At 62.9% G+C, this 18116-nt stretch carries 13 protein-coding genes and 1 pseudogene; all 14 read left to right on the forward strand.

Going from position 1 to position 18116, the window contains the following annotated elements; translation table 11 throughout:
* Window positions 1–471: 471 nt before the first annotated feature.
* Window positions 472–987: pseudogene (locus Q8O69_RS22120) on the forward strand (methyl-accepting chemotaxis protein); the annotation flags it as partial.
* Between the two features lie 137 nt (window positions 988–1124).
* The gene (locus tag Q8O69_RS05960) at window positions 1125–2891 is read left to right on the forward strand and encodes a protein-disulfide reductase DsbD (protein ID WP_305590386.1); all 1767 of its coding nucleotides are present in this window, start codon (window positions 1125–1127) and stop codon (window positions 2889–2891) included.
* A gap of 121 nt (window positions 2892–3012) precedes the next feature.
* Window positions 3013–3462 carry a type II 3-dehydroquinate dehydratase gene (gene aroQ, locus Q8O69_RS05965; RefSeq protein ID WP_305590388.1) on the forward strand — a complete coding sequence of 150 codons (450 nt, stop codon included), beginning with the start codon at window positions 3013–3015 and terminating at the stop codon, window positions 3460–3462.
* Window positions 3463–3484: 22 nt separating this feature from the next.
* Complete coding sequence (accB, locus tag Q8O69_RS05970) at window positions 3485–3946, forward strand: acetyl-CoA carboxylase biotin carboxyl carrier protein (protein WP_304869465.1); 462 nt, start codon at window positions 3485–3487, stop codon at window positions 3944–3946.
* A gap of 17 nt (window positions 3947–3963) precedes the next feature.
* On the forward strand, window positions 3964–5313 hold the full coding sequence (gene accC, locus Q8O69_RS05975) for an acetyl-CoA carboxylase biotin carboxylase subunit (RefSeq protein ID WP_305590390.1): 1350 nt from the start codon (window positions 3964–3966) through the stop codon (window positions 5311–5313).
* Between the two features lie 143 nt (window positions 5314–5456).
* Window positions 5457–6335, forward strand: a complete 879-nt coding sequence (gene prmA, locus Q8O69_RS05980; RefSeq protein WP_305590392.1) for a 50S ribosomal protein L11 methyltransferase — start codon at window positions 5457–5459, stop codon at window positions 6333–6335.
* 76 nt (window positions 6336–6411) lie between these two features.
* Window positions 6412–7755 (forward strand): DUF3426 domain-containing protein, encoded by a 1344-nt coding sequence (locus Q8O69_RS05985; protein ID WP_305590394.1) that lies wholly within the window; start codon window positions 6412–6414, stop codon window positions 7753–7755.
* 179 nt (window positions 7756–7934) lie between these two features.
* Window positions 7935–8933, forward strand: coding sequence for a tRNA dihydrouridine synthase DusB (gene dusB, locus Q8O69_RS05990; protein ID WP_305590396.1), 999 nt, complete (start codon window positions 7935–7937; stop codon window positions 8931–8933).
* Window positions 8930–9250 (forward strand): DNA-binding transcriptional regulator Fis, encoded by a 321-nt coding sequence (gene fis / locus Q8O69_RS05995; protein WP_160013071.1) that lies wholly within the window; start codon window positions 8930–8932, stop codon window positions 9248–9250. The genes dusB and fis overlap by 4 nt, the downstream gene beginning before the upstream one ends.
* An 89-nt stretch (window positions 9251–9339) precedes the next feature.
* The gene (gene purH / locus Q8O69_RS06000) at window positions 9340–10947 is read left to right on the forward strand and encodes a bifunctional phosphoribosylaminoimidazolecarboxamide formyltransferase/IMP cyclohydrolase (protein WP_305590399.1); all 1608 of its coding nucleotides are present in this window, start codon (window positions 9340–9342) and stop codon (window positions 10945–10947) included.
* A gap of 115 nt (window positions 10948–11062) precedes the next feature.
* Window positions 11063–12352 (forward strand): phosphoribosylamine--glycine ligase, encoded by a 1290-nt coding sequence (gene purD, locus Q8O69_RS06005; protein WP_305590401.1) that lies wholly within the window; start codon window positions 11063–11065, stop codon window positions 12350–12352.
* A 102-nt stretch (window positions 12353–12454) separates the two neighbouring features.
* The gene (locus Q8O69_RS06010; RefSeq protein ID WP_305590403.1) at window positions 12455–15235 is read left to right on the forward strand and encodes a hybrid sensor histidine kinase/response regulator; all 2781 of its coding nucleotides are present in this window, start codon (window positions 12455–12457) and stop codon (window positions 15233–15235) included.
* Window positions 15236–15310: 75 nt separating this feature from the next.
* Window positions 15311–15907 (forward strand): MarC family protein, encoded by a 597-nt coding sequence (locus Q8O69_RS06015; protein ID WP_090249576.1) that lies wholly within the window; start codon window positions 15311–15313, stop codon window positions 15905–15907.
* 289 nt (window positions 15908–16196) lie between these two features.
* Window positions 16197–17996, forward strand: a complete 1800-nt coding sequence (gene atzF / locus Q8O69_RS06020; protein ID WP_305590406.1) for an allophanate hydrolase — start codon at window positions 16197–16199, stop codon at window positions 17994–17996.
* Window positions 17997–18116: the final 120 nt, after the last annotated feature.

The following is an 18116-nucleotide window of genomic DNA, read 5'->3' on the forward strand; positions in this document are numbered from 1 at the left end:
ACCCGTGTGCTTGAACGCCTGGTACCAGCCCTATCGGCATGGGCCGCCGGCGACTTCGCCAGTGACATCCACCTCAACTCACGCACCCGCGAACTGCGCGATATCGAAGAGTCGCTAAACCGCCTGCGCGCCTATCTGGTCGATCTGGTCGGCACCATTCGCCGGCATGCCGAACAGGTGGTTGGCTCCAGCCGCACCCTGGCCGACCTTAGCGGCGGCCTGCACAGCGGCGCCGAACGCCAGGCCGGCGACACCGCGCAGATTCGCGATGCCCTCGGCGAGCTGCAGGCCACCATCCAGCAGGTGGCCGGCGACGCCAGCCAGGCCGCAGACGCCAGCCGCGATGCCAACCGCGCCCTGGAACAGGGCCAGCAGGTGATCGGCCACAGCCTGACCGGCCTGCACTCGCTGGTTGATGAAGTGCAGGGCAACGCCCAGGCCATCGAGCGCCTGGCTGAAGAAACCGCGACCATTGGCAATGTGCTGACGGTGATTCGCGGCATCGCCGAGCAAACCAACCTGCTCGCCCTGAATGCCGCCATCGAAGCGGCGCGGGCCGGCGAGATGGGCCGCGGCTTTGCCGTGGTCGCCGATGAAGTGCGCTCGCTGTCGCAACGCACCAGCGGCGCCACCGCACAGATTCAGGAACTGATCGGCCGCCTGCAGCAGGCCGCACTGCAATCGGTACAGGCCATGCGCACTCAGGTCGAGCACGCCGAAGCCACCGCCAGCCAGGCCGAGGCCGCCGATGGCGCGCTGGATGAAATCGTCGCGGCGATCTGCACCATTGCCAGCATGGCCGAGCGCATCGCCGACGCCACCGCGCAGCAGAGCGGCGCGGTCAGCGAGATTCGCGGGCATAGCGAGCGCATCCATCAACTCGGCGGCGACAACCTGCAACGCATCGGCGAAGGCCGTAACCAGGGCGAACAGCTGCTGCAACTCGGCGGTCAACTGCATACCGCCGTGCAGGCGTTCAGGGTTTAACAGACGGTTAACAGCCGCTGGCGCGGCAATCTGTCGCGCACCATCCGGCCTGTAGACAAGACCGCTTACAGCCTGAGCCGTGCCCTGAGCCGCCGGCCTCCGCTATGATGCGGCGATTCCCGCATCATGAGCCTGCCATGCACCGTCTACTCAGCCTGCTTCTGCTTCTGGTCGTACTGCCGGCCAGCGCCGGCCTGTTCGATAAGCCGCCCGCCCCTGCGCAACTCGGCGCGCCGCTGAACAACAGCGCGGACTTCCTGCCGGTACGCGAGGCGTTCAAGCTGAGCCTGATCAGCAGCTCCAGCGAGTCTGTGAAGCTGCGTTTTGTCGCTGCTGAGGGTTATTACCTCTATAAGCACCGCTTTGGTTTCACCAGCAGCAGCGAGGGTGTCAGCCTAGGACAGCCGCTACTTCCTCCAGGAAAGGCCAAGCACGACGAGTACTTCGGCGATGTCGAGGTGTACTACGAGGTACTGGATGTCGAGGTGCCGGTCGACAACCCGGACAATCGCCCCTTCAACCTCAGCGTCAACTACCAGGGCTGCGCCGACAAAGGCCTGTGCTACCCGCCGGAAACCGAAGTGCTGGTGATTGGCGGAGGTGCAGCGACCAGCAGCACCACACCTGATGTAGCAGCACCGTGGAGCTGGACCGACCTAGCGCTGTTCTTCCTCGGTGGCCTGGCGCTGACCTTCACCCCTTGCGTACTGCCGATGCTGCCGATCCTCACCGGCGTGGTGCTGCGCGGCCAGCCGGGCGGCATGCGCAGCCTGGTGCTGTCGCTGGCCTACGTGCTGCCGATGGCCTTGAGCTTTGCCATCCTCGGCGCGCTGATGGGCCTGTTCGGCGCGGAACTCAATCTGCAGGCACGCCTGCAATCGCCCTGGGTGCTGGTACCGTTTGCGATCTTCTTCGCGCTGTTCGGCGCGGCCAGCCTGGGCTTTCTCGAACTGCGCCTGCCGGCGGCAATCGACGGCCCGCTGCAGCGCCTGAGCCAACGCCTGCACGGCGGTACGATTTTCAGTGCAGCGGCGCTCGGCGTGCTGTCCAGCGTGCTGGTTTCACCCTGCGTCTCCGCGCCACTGGCCGGTGCGCTGCTGTATATCAGCGCCAGCGGTGACGCTCTCGGCGGTGGCCTTAAGTTGCTGGCCCTGGGCCTGGGCATGGGTGCGCCGCTGGTGCTGTTTGCCGTCGGTGGCGGCGCCTTGCTGCCGAAATCAGGCCCCTGGATGCTTACGGTGCGCAACCTGTTCGGCGCCCTGCTGCTGGCCGTAGCGATCTGGCTGCTGGAACGCGTCGTACCCGGCCCAGTCAGCCTGGCGCTGTGGGGCTTGCTGGCCGCAGGCGTGGCCCTCTGGCTCGGCGCGCTGGAGCTGACGCCGAAAACCCATCACCAGAAGTTCGCCCAACTGCTCGGCCTGCCCCTGCTGGTCTACGCCCTGGTGGCCTGGGTTGGCGCACTGCAGGGCCAGGATGATCCGCTGCGCCCACTCGGCCGCATGGTCAGCAGTGCCGAGGCAACTCAGGTGCAATCCGGCCAGTGGCAAACCATCAGCACACCCGCCGAGCTGGATGCCGCTCTGCTTGCCGCAAAGAACAACGGCAAGCCACTGCTGCTCGACTGGTACGCCGACTGGTGCATCAGCTGCAAGGTGATCGAACGTGAAGTGCTCAACGCCCCGGAAGTTGCTCGCCAACTGAGCGACTATCAACTGGTGCGTTTCGACATCACCGAGAGCAGCCCCGCCCAGCGCGCGCTGCTCGACCGCTACCAGCTGTTCGGCCCGCCGGCCATTCTGTTGTTCGACGCCAAGGGTGACGAATGGCTCGATTTGCGTGTCGTAGGTGAGGTGGATGCGGCGACCTTCGCTGCCCGCCTGAGCACGGCGCGGGAACGTTTTTAACGCCCCGAGTCATATATTTGCCGCAATCTGCGGTCATCGTGTCGGCTACTGCTGAGAACTGGACAGTCTTGCCCTGCCTGCGGCATAGTCCTGCGCAGTAGAAAAACAAGGATTAAGGCTCATGGCGACCTTATTGGTATTGCACGGACCCAACCTCAACCTGCTCGGCACCCGCGAACCAGGGGTCTACGGCGCAGTTACCCTGGAGCAGATCAACCTTGATCTGGAGCGCCGCGCCCGCGAGGCCGGCCACCATCTGCTGTCCCTGCAGAGCAATGCCGAGTACGAGTTGATTGATCGTATTCACGCCGCACAAGGCGAAGGTGTCGACTTTATCCTGATCAATCCTGCCGCTTTTACTCATACCAGCGTCGCATTACGTGACGCATTGCTGGCAGTGAGCATCCCATTCATCGAAGTGCATTTGTCCAACGTGCACAAACGCGAAGCTTTCCGCCATCACTCCTACTTTTCAGATGTTGCGGTGGGAGTGATCTGCGGCCTTGGCGCCAGCGGTTATCGACTGGCCCTGGAGGCTGCACTCGAACAACTTGAACTTAAGCGCCCCTGACCTCACCGGGAGTTGAAAAACTATGGATATTCGTAAAGTCAAAAAACTGATCGAGCTGCTGGAAGAATCCGGTATCGACGAGCTGGAGATTCGCGAAGGCGAAGAATCCGTGCGGATCAGCCGTCACAGCAAGCAGCCGGCCTTTATGCAACAGCCGATGTACGCCCAAGCACCTGCGCCTGCAGCTGCCCCGGTTGCTGCCGCACCAGTTGCCGCTGAAGCCGCTGCGCCTGCAGCCGCCAAGCTGAATGGCACCGTGGTGCGCTCTCCGATGGTCGGCACCTTCTACCGCGCTTCCGGCCCGACGTCGGGCAACTTCGTTGAAGTCGGCCAGAGCGTGAAGAAAGGCGACATTCTCTGCATCGTGGAAGCGATGAAGATGATGAACCACATCGAGGCCGAAACCAGCGGCGTGATCGAATCCATCCTGGGCGAGAACGGCCAGCCGGTGGAATACGACCAGCCTCTGTTCACCATCGTTTGATCCACGGAGAGCCAGCGATGTTGGAAAAAGTTCTGATCGCCAACCGCGGCGAGATCGCCCTGCGCGTCTTGCGCGCCTGTAAAGAGCTGGGCATCAAGACCGTCGCGGTGCACTCCACCGCTGACCGCGAACTGATGCACCTGGGCCTGGCCGACGAGTCGGTGTGCATCGGCCCAGCCTCTGGCGCACTGTCCTACCTGAATATTCCGGCGATCATCAGCGCAGCTGAAGTCACCGGCGCCACCGCCATCCACCCTGGCTACGGCTTCCTTGCGGAAAACGCCGATTTCGCCGAACAGGTGGAAAACTCCGGCTTCGCCTTTATCGGCCCGAAAGCCGAGACCATTCGCCTGATGGGCGACAAAGTCTCGGCTAAGGACGCCATGAAGCGCGCCGGTGTACCGGTCGTTCCTGGCTCTGACGGCCCGCTGCCGGAAGACGAGGAAACTGCCCTGCAGATTGCTCGCGAAGTCGGTTACCCGGTGATCATCAAGGCCGCTGGCGGCGGTGGTGGTCGCGGCATGCGCGTGGTGTACAAGGAAGAAGACCTGATCAAATCGGCCAAGCTGACCCGCAGCGAAGCCGGTTCGGTGTTCGGCAACCCGATGGTCTATCTGGAGAAATTCCTCGGCAATCCACGTCACGTGGAAGTCCAGGTGATCTCCGACGGCCAGGGCAACGCCATCCACCTGGGTGATCGCGATTGCTCGCTGCAGCGCCGCCACCAGAAGGTACTGGAAGAAGCCCCGGCGCCGGGCATTGATGAAAAAGCCCGCGCCGAAGTACTGCAACGCTGCGTCGATGCCTGCATCGAGATCGGTTATCGCGGCGCTGGCACCTTCGAGTTCCTCTACGAAGATGGGCATTTCTACTTTATCGAGATGAACACCCGCGTACAGGTTGAGCATCCGGTTTCGGAAATGGTCACCGGCATCGACATCGTCAAGGAGATGCTCAGCATCGCCGCTGGCAACAAGCTGTCGTTCAAGCAGAGTGACGTTGTGATTCGCGGCCATTCGCTGGAATGCCGAATCAACGCCGAAGACCCGGACAACTTCATGCCCTGCCCCGGCAAGGTCAAACACTTCCACGCCCCGGGCGGTAACGGCGTACGGGTCGATTCGCACCTGTACAGCGGCTACACCGTGCCGCCGCACTACGACTCGCTGATCGGCAAGTTGATCACCTACGGCGCCACCCGCGACGAGGCCCTGGCCCGCATGCGCAACGCCCTGGACGAGATCGTGGTCGACGGCATCAAGACCAACGTACCGCTGCACCGCATGCTGGTCCGCGACAAAGGCTTCTGCAAAGGCGGCGTGAATATCCATTACCTGGAGAAAAAACTGGGTATGGATAAGCACTAAGCTTCGGCGTAGCGCACAGACAAGGGCTGCCATTGGGCGGCCCTTGTCGCTTCCGGCCCACCGGCGGTGGCAGCCGCCCCACCGCTTCAAGTAAGCTGCGCGCCAATTTGCGCCATCCCGCCACAACGCTCACGAGGTTTGCCATGCCCTGGTTACAAGTCCGTCTCGCCATCACCCCAGAGCAGGCGGAAACCTACGAAGATGCGTTGCTGGAGGTCGGCGCCGTCTCGGTGACCTTTATGGACGCCGAAGACCAGCCAATTTTCGAGCCGGACCTGGGCACCACACCGCTGTGGTCGCACACCCACCTGCTCGCCCTGTTCGAAGCCGATACCGATGCCAACGCGGTATTTGCCCACCTGCAACTGCTGACCGGTGCCGACTTGCCGGAGCACCAGGCCGAAGTAATCGCCGATCAGGACTGGGAACGCAGCTGGATGGACGGTTTCCAGCCGATGCGCTTCGGTCAGCGCCTGTGGATCGTGCCGAGCTGGCACACCGCACCGGAGCCGGACGCAGTCAATCTGCTGCTCGATCCGGGCCTGGCCTTCGGCACCGGCACCCACCCGACCACAGCACTGTGCCTGGAGTGGCTGGACGGCCAGAACCTGCAGGATTGCAGCGTGATCGACTTCGGTTGCGGCTCGGGCATCCTGGCGATTGCCGCCCTGCTGCTCGGCGCGCCGCAGGCGGTGGGCACTGATATCGATATTCAGGCCATCGAGGCCTCGCGCGATAACGCTGGGCGCAACGGTATCGACCCGGCGCGCTTCCCGCTCTACCTGCCAGACGACATGCCGCAACAGCCAGCTGACGTGGTGGTGGCCAATATTCTCGCCGGCCCGCTGGTAGCGCTGGCGCCGCAAATCACCCGCCTGGTCAAGCCCGGCGGGCGCCTCGCGCTGTCCGGCATCCTTGCCGAGCAGGCCGAAGAGGTACGCGCCGCCTACAACGACGCCTTTATCCTCGACCCGACCGCTGATAAAGACGGCTGGGTGCGTATCAGCGGCGTACGCCGCTAACTGCCCCAGCGCGCACAGCTGCTGCATTGCCAAGCACTTGCGTTAGACTAGCCGCCTTGTTTAGCCGGATCGCCGCATGACCCAGAGCTTCGTCACCCAGTGCCCCCATTGCCGCACCAGCTTTCGCGTGAACCTCACGCAGCTGGGTGCCGCCCATGGTGCCGTGCGCTGCGGAGCCTGCCTGCATGTGTTCAATGCCGCGCAACAGCTGCGTGAGCAGGGCCAGCAATTGCCTGGTCCTGCGGCGCCAATAGCGGCACCCACGCCGGCGCCACAACCCAGCAAACCGCCCGTACCGCCCGCGCCACGCCCAGCTATGCCCAGCGCCGCGCCCGCAATACCGGCAAAGCCTGCCAGCAGCAAAGCCGGCGATACGCTGTGGATTCATGACGACCTGGACCTCGACAGCCTCGATTTGGATGAAGAGCTGGCCAAGCTCGAAGCCCAGGAACAGCAGCTGTCCAAGCAGTTCCTGGCGATTGATAGCGCGCCCAAATACGCCGAAAACTTTCTGGCGCCCGAACCAATTGAGCACGACCCGCACGACGAACGCTGGGCCGAAGCCCTGCTGCAGGACGAGCTGAGCAAACCGGGGGCCAGCCTGAGCGTCAAACCTCAGCCGCTGACGCCACCTGTGCGGCCTACTCCGCAGTTTCCACCTGCCCCCATAGCGCCAGAGCCAGTCAACGAGCCCGATGACGAGCCACCGCTCGACCTCAACGCCCTTGACCGGCGCCACCCCGAGCCGGAAATCGAGCACATTGAACTGCATGCCGAGCGCGAGCCCTTTGGCGCGCTGGCAGACAGCCCGACTGATGACGAACCCACCGCAGTGGCGCCAAAGAAGGCCGCGCGCAGCGAGCCCGAGCTGCGTGACGAGCACCTGTTCGAGCTGGATGACGAGCCGTTGCAACTGGACTGGCAACAGCCGAAGAAGCCCTGGGGCCGCTGGATTGGCTGGGGCCTGCTGAATTTTCTCGGCGCTGCCGCGCTGGCCGGGCAGTACGTGATGTACCACTTCAATGAACTGGCGCGCCAGGATCAGTACCGTCCCTGGTTCGAGCAACTCTGCCCGGCAGTCGGCTGCCAGCTGCCATCCAAGGTCGATATTACCCAGGTCAAGAGCAGCAACCTGGTGGTGCGCAGCCACCCGGAATTCAGCGGCGCGCTGGTGGTCGATGCCATCCTCTACAACCGCGCGGCGTTTTCGCAACCCTTCCCGCTGCTGGAAATGCGCTTTGCCGACATCAACGGCCAACTGCTCGCCAGCCGCCGTTTCAAGCCCAGCGAATACCTCGCTGGCGAGCTGGCCGGCAACGCGGAAATGCCGCCGCAGACGCCTATTCACATCTCCCTGGACATCCTCGACCCAGGCACCCAGGCGGTGAACTACAGCCTGAGCTTCCACTCGCCGGAATAGGCTGCACGCAGCGGATTGCTTGAGAATCCACCGCAACCAAACCCTTCGCGATAAGCCCAGAGCTGTTCAGAATTTGTTCAAAACAGCCTTTCTCCGGTCATCCAGAGCGGGTATCATGCCCACCCTTTTTCGCACTCTCCTATTTGTTCAACAGCAGGTCTCTTGAGCAGGGAAGCCCTATGTCGGCGCTACGCATCGGCCCCTACACATTGCCAAATTCGCTGATTCTCGCCCCCATGGCGGGGGTCACTGACCAGCCGTTTCGACAGCTGTGCAAGCGTATGGGTGCGGGTCTGGTGGTGTCGGAAATGGTCACCAGCGATGTGCGCCTGTGGAACACCCGCAAGTCGAGCCTGCGCATGATGCACAGCGGTGATCCCGAGCCACGCTCGGTGCAGATCGCCGGTGGTGATCCCGAGATGCTCGCTGAAGCCGCCCGGCGCAACGTGGAAATGGGCGCACAGATTATCGACATCAACATGGGCTGCCCGGCCAAGAAGGTCTGTAACAAGGCCGCCGGCTCCGCCCTGTTGAAAGACGAAACGCTGGTCCGCGAGATTCTTCAGGCTGTGGTCGCTGCCGTGGATGTGCCGGTGACCCTGAAGATCCGCACCGGCTGGGACCGTGAGAACAAGAACGGCATTGCCGTGGCGAAGATCGCCGAAGACGCCGGCATTGTCGCGCTGGCCGTGCATGGCCGCACCCGCGCCGACCTGTATATGGGCGAAGCCGAGTACGACACCATCGCCGCAATCAAGCAGGCGGTGTCGATTCCGGTATTCGCCAATGGCGATATCGATTCGCCGCAGAAGGCCAAAACCGTACTGGCCGCCACTGGCGCTGATGGCCTGCTTATCGGTCGCGCGGCTCAGGGCCGGCCGTGGATATTCCGTGAGATCGAGCATTACCTGCGTACCGGTGAACAGCTCCCGGCACCCGGTCTGCTCGAAGTGGAACGCATTCTGCTTGAACATCTGGCTGCACTGCACGCCTTCTACGGCGATGTAATGGGCGTTCGCATTGCCCGCAAGCATGTCAGTTGGTATCTCGCAACCTTGCCGGGCGCCAGGGAGTTCCGCGCCCAATTCAATCGTCTGGACAGTACGGACGCGCAGTACACCAACGTTCGCGAGTTTTTCAGCGAACGTCATAACAATGGAGAAGGGGTGGCCGCATGACGATGTTGACTGAGACCTTAGAGAGTGGAATGGCTCCCGTGAGTGACAACAGCAGTTTGAAGCAGCATCTCAATACGCCAAGCGAAGAGGGGCAAACCCTGCGCGGCAGCGTTGAGAAGGCCCTGCACAATTATTTTGCCCATCTTGAGGGCGCCGACGTCAGTGACGTGTACAACCTGGTGCTCACCGAAGTGGAAGCGCCACTGCTGGAAACCGTGATGAACTACGTCAAGGGCAACCAGACCAAGGCCTCCGAGCTGCTCGGCCTGAATCGCGGCACCCTGCGCAAGAAGCTCAAGCAATACGACCTGCTGTAACCCCGAACTCCCGAAAAGGGCGGCCCACATGAGCCGCCTTTTTTGCTGATAACGCCTTTGCCAATACTTCTGCTCTGATGGATTCTGAAATGACCGACCAGACCACCCGCCTCCCCGTTCGCCGCGCCTTGATCAGTGTTTCCGACAAGACCGGCATCCTTGAGTTTGCCCGCGAGCTCGTCGCCCTGAATGTGGAAATCCTCTCCACCGGCGGCACTTACAAGCTGCTCAAGGACAACGGCATCGCTGCTGTGGAAGTGGCCGACTACACCGGCTTCCCTGAAATGATGGACGGTCGCGTCAAGACCCTGCACCCGAAGATCCACGGTGGCATCCTCGGCCGTCGCGCCATCGACGGCGCGGTAATGGACGAGCACGGCATCAAGCCAATCGACCTGGTCGCAGTCAACCTCTACCCCTTCGCCGCCACCGTAGCCAAGCCAGGTTGTGACCTGGCCGACGCCATCGAGAACATCGACATCGGCGGCCCGACCATGGTCCGTTCTGCGGCGAAGAACCACAAAGACGTGGCCATCGTGGTCAACGCTGGCGACTACGCGGGCATCCTTGAATCGCTGAAAGCCGGTGGCCTGAGCTACGCCCAGCGCTTCGACCTGGCCCTGAAAGCGTTCGAGCACACCGCTGCCTACGACGGCATGATCGCCAACTACCTGGGCACCATCGACCAGAGCCGCGACACTCTCTCCACTGAAGAACGCGGCGCCTTCCCGCGCACCTTCAACAGCCAGTTCATCAAGGCCCAGGAAATGCGCTACGGCGAGAACCCGCACCAGAGCGCGGCGTTCTACGTAGAAGCGCAGAAAGGCGAGGCCAGCGTCGCCAGCGCCATCCAGCTGCAAGGCAAAGAGCTGTCGTTCAACAACGTGGCCGACACCGACGCCGCGCTGGAATGCGTGAAGAGTTTCGTCAAACCGGCCTGCGTCATCGTCAAGCATGCCAACCCGTGCGGCGTGGCCGTGGCCCTGGACAGCGAAGGCGGCATCCGCCAGGCCTATGAGCTGGCCTACGCTACTGACACCGAGTCGGCCTTCGGCGGCATCATCGCCTTCAACCGTGAGCTGGATGGCGCCACCGCCCAGGCCATCGTCGAGCGTCAGTTCGTCGAAGTAATTATCGCCCCGAAAATCAGCGCCGAAGCCCGCGCCGTAGTCGCCGCCAAGGCCAACGTGCGCCTGCTCGAGTGCGGCGAATGGCCGGCCGAGCGTAGCGCTGGCTGGGACTTCAAGCGCGTCAACGGTGGCCTGCTGGTGCAGAGCCGCGATATCGGCATGATCAAGGCAGAAGACCTGAAGATCGTCACCCAGCGCGCCCCGAGCGAGCAGGAAATCCACGACCTGATCTTCGCCTGGAAAGTGGCCAAGTTCGTTAAATCCAACGCCATCGTCTATGCCAAGGGCCGCCAGACCATCGGCGTCGGCGCCGGCCAGATGAGCCGTGTGAACTCCGCGCGTATTGCCGCGATCAAGGCCGAACACGCCGGCCTGCAGGTCGCCGGTTCGGTAATGGCCAGCGACGCCTTCTTCCCGTTCCGCGACGGCCTGGACAACGCGGCTGCCAACGGCATCACCGCCGTGATTCAGCCGGGTGGTTCGATGCGCGATGCGGAAGTTATCGCGGCGGCAGACGAAGCGGGCATCGCCATGGTGTTTACCGGTATGCGCCATTTCCGTCATTGATGGCGTGGTGGATGGCTGCGGCCATCCACCCTACCTCGCACCGATTTCGTAGGGTGGATAACGCTTTGCTTATCCACCAACCGGGCCTCCGGCCCGCCTCCACAAGGAGACAAATATGAACGTATTGATCATTGGCAGCGGCGGTCGCGAACACGCCCTGGCCTGGAAAGTCGCGCAAGATAAGCGCGTCAACAAAGTCTTCGTCGCCCCCGGTAACGCCGGCACCGCCGTCGAGCCCAAGTGCGAGAACGTCGCCATCGACGTGCTGGCCATCGAGCAGCTGGCTGATTTTGCCGAGAAGAACGTGCAGCTGACCATCGTCGGCCCGGAAGCGCCGCTGGTAAAAGGCGTGGTTGACCTATTCCGCTCGCGCAAGCTGGATATCTTCGGCCCCACCGCTGCCGCCGCGCAGCTGGAAGGCTCCAAGGCTTTTACCAAGGATTTCCTGGCACGCCAGAACATCCCAACGGCCGATTACCAGAACTTCACCGAAGTCGAGCCAGCCCTGGCCTACCTGCAAAAAGTCGGTGCACCGATCGTGATCAAGGCCGATGGCCTGGCCGCCGGTAAAGGTGTGATCGTCGCCATGACCCTGCAGGAAGCCGAAGACGCCGTGCGCGATATGCTCGCTGGCAACGCGTTCGGTGACGCCGGTTCGCGTGTGGTCATTGAAGAGTTTCTGGATGGCGAAGAGGCTTCGTTCATCGTCATGGTCGACGGTGAGAACGTGCTGCCGATGGCCACCAGTCAGGACCATAAGCGCGTTGGCGACGCCGATACCGGCCCCAACACCGGCGGCATGGGCGCTTACTCGCCAGCTCCGGTGGTCACCGCCGAGGTGCATCAGCGGGTGATGGACGAAGTGATCTACCCGACCGTGCGCGGCATGGCCAGCGAAGGCAACGTCTACACCGGCTTCCTTTACGCCGGGCTGATGATCGACAAGGCCGGCAAGCCCAAGGTCATCGAGTTCAATTGCCGCTTCGGCGACCCGGAAACCCAGCCGATCATGTGCCGCCTGGAATCTTCCCTGGTGCTGCTGGTCGAAGCCGCACTGGCCAAGGCGCTGGACAAGGTCGAAGCCACCTGGGACCCGCGCCCGACGGTCGGCGTGGTGATCGCCGCTGGTGGTTACCCTGCCGATTACGCCAAGGGCGATGTGATCGAGGGTCTGGATGCTGCCGCACAGCTGGAAGGTAAAGTATTCCATGCCGGCACTGCGCTGAAGGACGGTCAGATCGTCACCGCTGGCGGCCGCGTACTCTGCGCTACTGCTATCGGTCGCACCGTTGAGGAAGCCCAGCAGCAGGCTTATCGCCTGGCCGAGAAGATCCGCTGGAACGGTAGTTTTTACCGCAACGATATCGGTTACCGCGCCATTGCCCGCGAACGCGGGGAAAAGTGAAGGTAATTAACGACAAAGGTGGCCAATTGGCCACCTTTGTCATATTTCCCTCGCGAACAGCTTGGCTATAATCCGACCACTTATTTCTGAAGGGACTTCACTGTGCGCCGGCTGAGGATTGCCACCTACCTGCTACTCAGCACGCTGCTGATGGCGCTCACTGCAGCGTCGGCTCAGGCAGGGGCGCAGGCATCCTGGTCCAGTCTCACCGACCCAAGCGCCGCGCTGCAATTCAATGATGTAAGCAGCCCCGAACGCCAGGCGCAGTTCCGTTCCACCGATCTCACCCAGCTCTACACCCCCGGCGGCAACAGCGCGCTATGGCTGCATCACCGCATGCCAGCCAACACCGATGCGCAGATGCTGCGGGTGTTTGCCCCCTACCTGGCCTATCTCGATCTGTATGTGCTGCAAGGCGACACGCTGATCGAGCAGGCGCATACCGGCAGCAACCTGCCGTTTTCCAGCCGGCCGCTGGCCAGCCGTGATTTCCTGCTGCCGCTGCCCAAAGCTGAACAGCCGCTGGATATCTACCTGCGCCTGGCCTCGGAACATTCGCTGCGCCCCAGCATTACCCTGCAAAGCGCGCAGGCGATGGTCGCCGATGACGACCGCCCGCTGCTGTTCGGCCTGCTGCTCGGCTGCCTTGGCATGCTGGTGGCCTATAACCTCGTGCGCTTTGCCTACACCCGCGCCGTCAGTGGCCTGTGGCTGGCGGCCACCCAGGTCTGCCAGCTGATCGCGGTGGTCAGCCTGCTGGGGATCAGCACGCCCTGGCTTAGCGAATGGCAAAGCCTGCAGCCGCAGATCGCCAACCTGGCGATGCTGCTGGCCGCGCTCTGCGCCCTGTGTTTTACCGCCAGCTTCTTCCACAAGGTCTGCCCGAGCACACCACTGAACCATCTGCTCACCGGTGAAGTGGTGGTGATCAGCCTGGTCTGCGTGGCCCTGCTGGTGGCGACCAATCTGCAGTTCAATCAGTTGGTCTATTTGCTTAACGCCGTCGCCGGCCTGAGCATTCTGCTGGTGGCGCTGAGCCATTGGCGGCATGGCTACCAACCGGCGCGGCTGTTCAGCCTGGCCGTGCTGCTGTTCTGCGCAGCCTTTATCTGTGCCCTGCCGATCCTCTTCGGCTACTGGGCGGTGCAGAGCGAGTGGATGGCCTACGGCCTGCTCGCCGTCACTGCGGTCAGCGGTTTTATCCTCAGCATGGCGCTGAGCGAGCGACAGCGACGCATCATGCAGGACCACTTCAGCACCAGCCGCGCCCTCGCCGCCAGCTCCGCCGAACTCAAGGCCAAGGCGGAATTTCTCGCCAAGATCAGCCATGAAATCCGCACCCCGATGAACGGCGTGCTGGGCATGACCGAACTGCTGCTCGGCACCCCGCTGTCCGCCAAACAGCGCGACTACGTGCAGACCATCCACAGCTCGGGCAATGAGCTGCTTACCCTGATCAACGAAATCCTCGATATCTCCAAGCTCGAATCCGGGCAGATCGAGCTGGATGACGTGCAATTCGACCTCAATGCGCTGATCGAAGACTGCCTGGATATCTTCCGCGCCAAAGCCGAGCAACAGAAGGTCGAGCTGATCAGCTTTATGCAGCCGCAAGTGCCTCGGGTGATCAGCGGTGACCCCACACGCCTGCGCCAGACCTTGCTGAGCCTGCTGGACAACGCCTTCAAACAGACCGACGAAGGCGAAATCCTCCTGGTAGTCGCACTCGACACCAACACCGAGCAACCGCGCCTGCGCATTGCCGTGCAGGATAGCGGCAAACCGCTGGACGCCAGCGAACGCGATGCGCTGCTAAATGCTGAATTGCACAGTAAAGACTTCCTCGCCGCCACCAAACTCGGCGGCCGCCTCGGCCTGATCATCGCCCGCCAGCTGGTACGCCTGATGGAAGGCGAATTCGGCATCCAGAGCGGTGGCAGCCAGGGTTCCACCCTGTGGCTGACCCTGCCGCTGGACGCCACGCGCCTGGAACAGCCCACCGCCGACCTCGACGCCTCGTTACAAGGTGCACGCCTGCTGGTGGTGGACGATAACGACACCTGCCGCAAGGTCCTGGTGCAGCAATGCAGCGCCTGGGGCATGCACGTCAGCGCCGTGCCGTCGGGCAAGGAAGCCATGGCCCTGCTGCGCACCAAGGCGCATCTGCACGAGTATTTCGACGCGGTACTGCTGGATCAGGACATGCCCGGCATGACCGGCATGCAGCTGGCCGCGCGGATCAAGGAAGACGCCAACCTTAATCACGACATTCTGGTGATCATGCTCACCGGCATCAGCAATGCGCCGAGCAAGATCATTGCGCGCAACGCCGGGATCAAACGCATCCTGGCCAAGCCGGTAGCCGGTTACACCCTGAAAACTACCCTGGCCGATGAGCTGGCGCAGCGCGGCAAAGGCGACTCGCCTATGTTCAGCCCGGCGCCGCAGAGCACGCCGCTGAACGTGCCCGGCGACTTCCGCATTCTGGTGGCCGAGGACAACACCATCTCCACCAAGGTGATCCGCGGCATGCTCGGCAAGCTCAACCTGCAGCCCGACACTGCCAGCAATGGAGAAGAGGCCCTCAGTGCGATGAAAGCCCAGCAGTACGATCTGGTGCTGATGGACTGCGAAATGCCCGTGCTCGACGGTTTCTCCGCCACCGAGCAGCTGCGCGCCTGGGAAGCCGCCGAACAGCGCGCACGCACCCCGGTGGTGGCGCTCACCGCACATATCCTCAATGAACACAAAGAGCGTGCGCGCCAGGTTGGCATGGACGGGCATATGTCCAAGCCAGTGGAAATGTCGCAACTGCGTGAGCTGATCGAACACTGGGTCGCCGAACGGGAAATCCGCCGCCAACGCGACGCCCTGCCTTCCTGAGGAGACGGCCGGGATTGCCCGGCAACCGCTACACTCTTACCCTGCCACCCTTCTTTATCGAGACGAGTCCTTTCCATGGCGTCCGCGCTGTTCAGCCTGTATTTGAAACTGCTGGTGCTTTATAGCCCGTTCTTCGTGCTGTCGTGCTTTATCGGCCTGAGCCGTGGCTACACCGTCAAGGAGCGCAAGCGCCTGGCCTGGAAAGTCGCCCTCGGCGTGCTGATCGCCAGCGTGCTGCTTTACCTGTTCGGCAAACACATCTTCACCCTGTTCGGCATCACCATCGACGCCTTCCGCATCGGTGCGGGCAGCGTGCTGTTTATCTCGGCCCTCGGCATGGCCCAGGGCAAGTCGGCGGTGCAGAGCGACAACGTGCAGCAGGACGTGACCATCGTGCCGCTGACCATTCCGCTCACCGTCGGCCCCGGCACCATCGGTGCGCTGCTGCTGATGGGCGCCAGCCAGCCGGACTGGGGCGACAAGGCCGTGGCCGTGCTGGGCATCGCCCTGGCCAGCCTGACGGTGGGCGTGGTGCTGTATATGTCCAACCAGTTCGAGCGCCTGCTTGGCGATCAAGGCCTGCAGATCGTCAGCCGTCTGATGGGCCTGTTTGTCTGCGCTCTGGCCGCGCAGATCATCTTTACAGGGGTAAAGAACTACCTCGCCCTCTGACCCGTAGTTCGCTAGATGCAACTGCGTAGCCCGGATGAAATCCGGGGGCCGCTCCGGCTTGCACGACTGCTCCCGGATTCCATCCGGGCTACGCCCCTCCCGTGTAATACCCATAACCTTGCACCATCCGCATGCAGCGCAGCCCTGCTGCGGTGCACGATGGCGTGCAAAAATCCTCGAAGCGCCCGCAAAATTCATCTAACCATTTGAAAATAAAGCACTTAATAGAACTGGCACCGACATTGCTGTAGGCATCCCATCACTTGGATACAAGATGGAATTTCAGAGCATGTCCAACACCCCTATCGCCTTCACCCTCGCCGACTGGCAACAGACCTACCGCGACGGCCAATCGCCCGCCGAGCTGCTGCATAGCCTGCGCCTGGCACTGAGCAGCGCAGATAACGCCTGGATTGCTCTGGCCAGCGAAGCCCAGCTCAACAGCCAACTCGATGCTTTGTCAGCACTGCTCGACGCGGCCAACGGCGAGCTAAGCAAGCTGCCGCTGTACGGCGTGCCCTTTGCCATCAAGGACAATATCGACGCCGCCGGCTGGCTCACCACAGCCGCCTGCCCCGAATTCGCCTACAGCGCGGCAGCCGACGCCACGGTGGTGGCCAAGCTGCGTGCGGCTGGCGCCATCCTGATCGGCAAGACCAACCTCGACCAGTTCGCCACCGGCCTGGTCGGCACCCGCTCACCCCACGGTGCGGTGTGCAACAGCTTTAACCCGGATTACGTCAGCGGCGGTTCCAGCTCCGGCTCGGCCAGTGTGGTCGCGCGCGGCCTGGTGCCCTTCGCGCTGGGCACCGACACCGCCGGCTCCGGCCGCGTGCCGGCTGGCTTCAACAATATTGTCGGGCTCAAGCCGAGCAAGGGCTGGCTGTCCAACAGCGGCCTGGTGCCAGCCTGTAAGACCCTCGATTGCATTTCGGTATTTGCCCTGACCGTAAGCGATGCCCTGAGCGTGGCGCAGATCGCCGGCGGCTATGACGCAGCCGATCCCTACAGCCGCAAGAACCCTAATAGCGCTAAGGTCGGTATGCCGGCCAAGCCGCGTCTGGCGGTGCCGAGCAACCCCGAGTTCTTTGGCGATACGCAAAACCAGGCGGTGTTTGAGCAGGCCCTGGGTAAACTGCGCGAGCTGGATGTGCAGCTGGTGGAAATCGACTTTGCGCCCTTCCAGCAACTGGCCGCGCAGCTCTATTACGGCAGCTGGGTTGCCGAGCGCACGGTGGCAGTGGAAGGCGTTAATCCCGACCATATCAACCCAGTGGTGCGCGGCATCGTCGACAACGGTCACAAGTACAGCGCCTGCGATGCCTACAAGGCTGAATATATCCGCGCCGAGCTGAGCCGGAAGATCAACGACATCCTGGCCGGCTTCGATGCTCTAGTCGTACCGACCTCGCCGACCCTTCGCAGCCTCGCTGAGATGGACGCAGAACCCGTGCTGTTCAACAGCCAGTTCGGCACCTACACCAACTTCACCAACCTCGCCGACCTCGCCGCGCTGGCCGTACCGGCGGGTTTGCGTGGCGACGGTTTGCCGGCCGGCATCACCCTGATCGCCCCAGCCTGGCATGACCAGGCGCTGGCCGCCTTCGGTCAGCGCTGGCAGCAAGCGCTCAAGCTACCGCTGGGCGCCACGGGTAAAGCATTGCCCGAGCAGGCGCCGAGCAGCACGCCAGCACCCGGCAGCGTGCGCGTCGCCGTGGTCGGCGCACACCTGACGGGCATGCCGCTGAACTTCCAGCTGACCAGCCGCGACGCCGTGCTGGTGGAGCAAACCACCAGCGCCGCCACCTATCGCCTGTATGCCCTGCCCGGCACCGTGCCGCCCAAACCCGGGCTGGCGCGGGTGAGCGAGGACGGCGCGGCAATCATCGTCGAGCTGTGGGATATCCCCCAGGCGCGCTTTGGTGAGTTTGTCGCAGAAATCCCCACGCCACTGGGTATCGGCAACCTGCAGCTGGCCGATGGTCGCTGGGTCAAAGGCTTTATCTGCGAGCCCTACGCCCTGGATGGCGCCCGCGATATCACCAGCTTTGGCGGCTGGCGGGCCTTTATCGCTGAAACCCGCAAGTGAATAACTCCCCTCACCCGCTTGCGGGAGAGGGGCTGGGGGAGAGGGTGGTGCACATAACCCCCTCTCCCTAGCCCTCTCCCCGAGGGGAGAGGGAACCCGATCAGTGCCTGCCACATCATT

This window comes from Pseudomonas sp. (assembly GCF_030690725.1).
In the GTDB taxonomy this organism is placed as follows: Bacteria; Pseudomonadota; Gammaproteobacteria; order Pseudomonadales; family Pseudomonadaceae; genus Aquipseudomonas.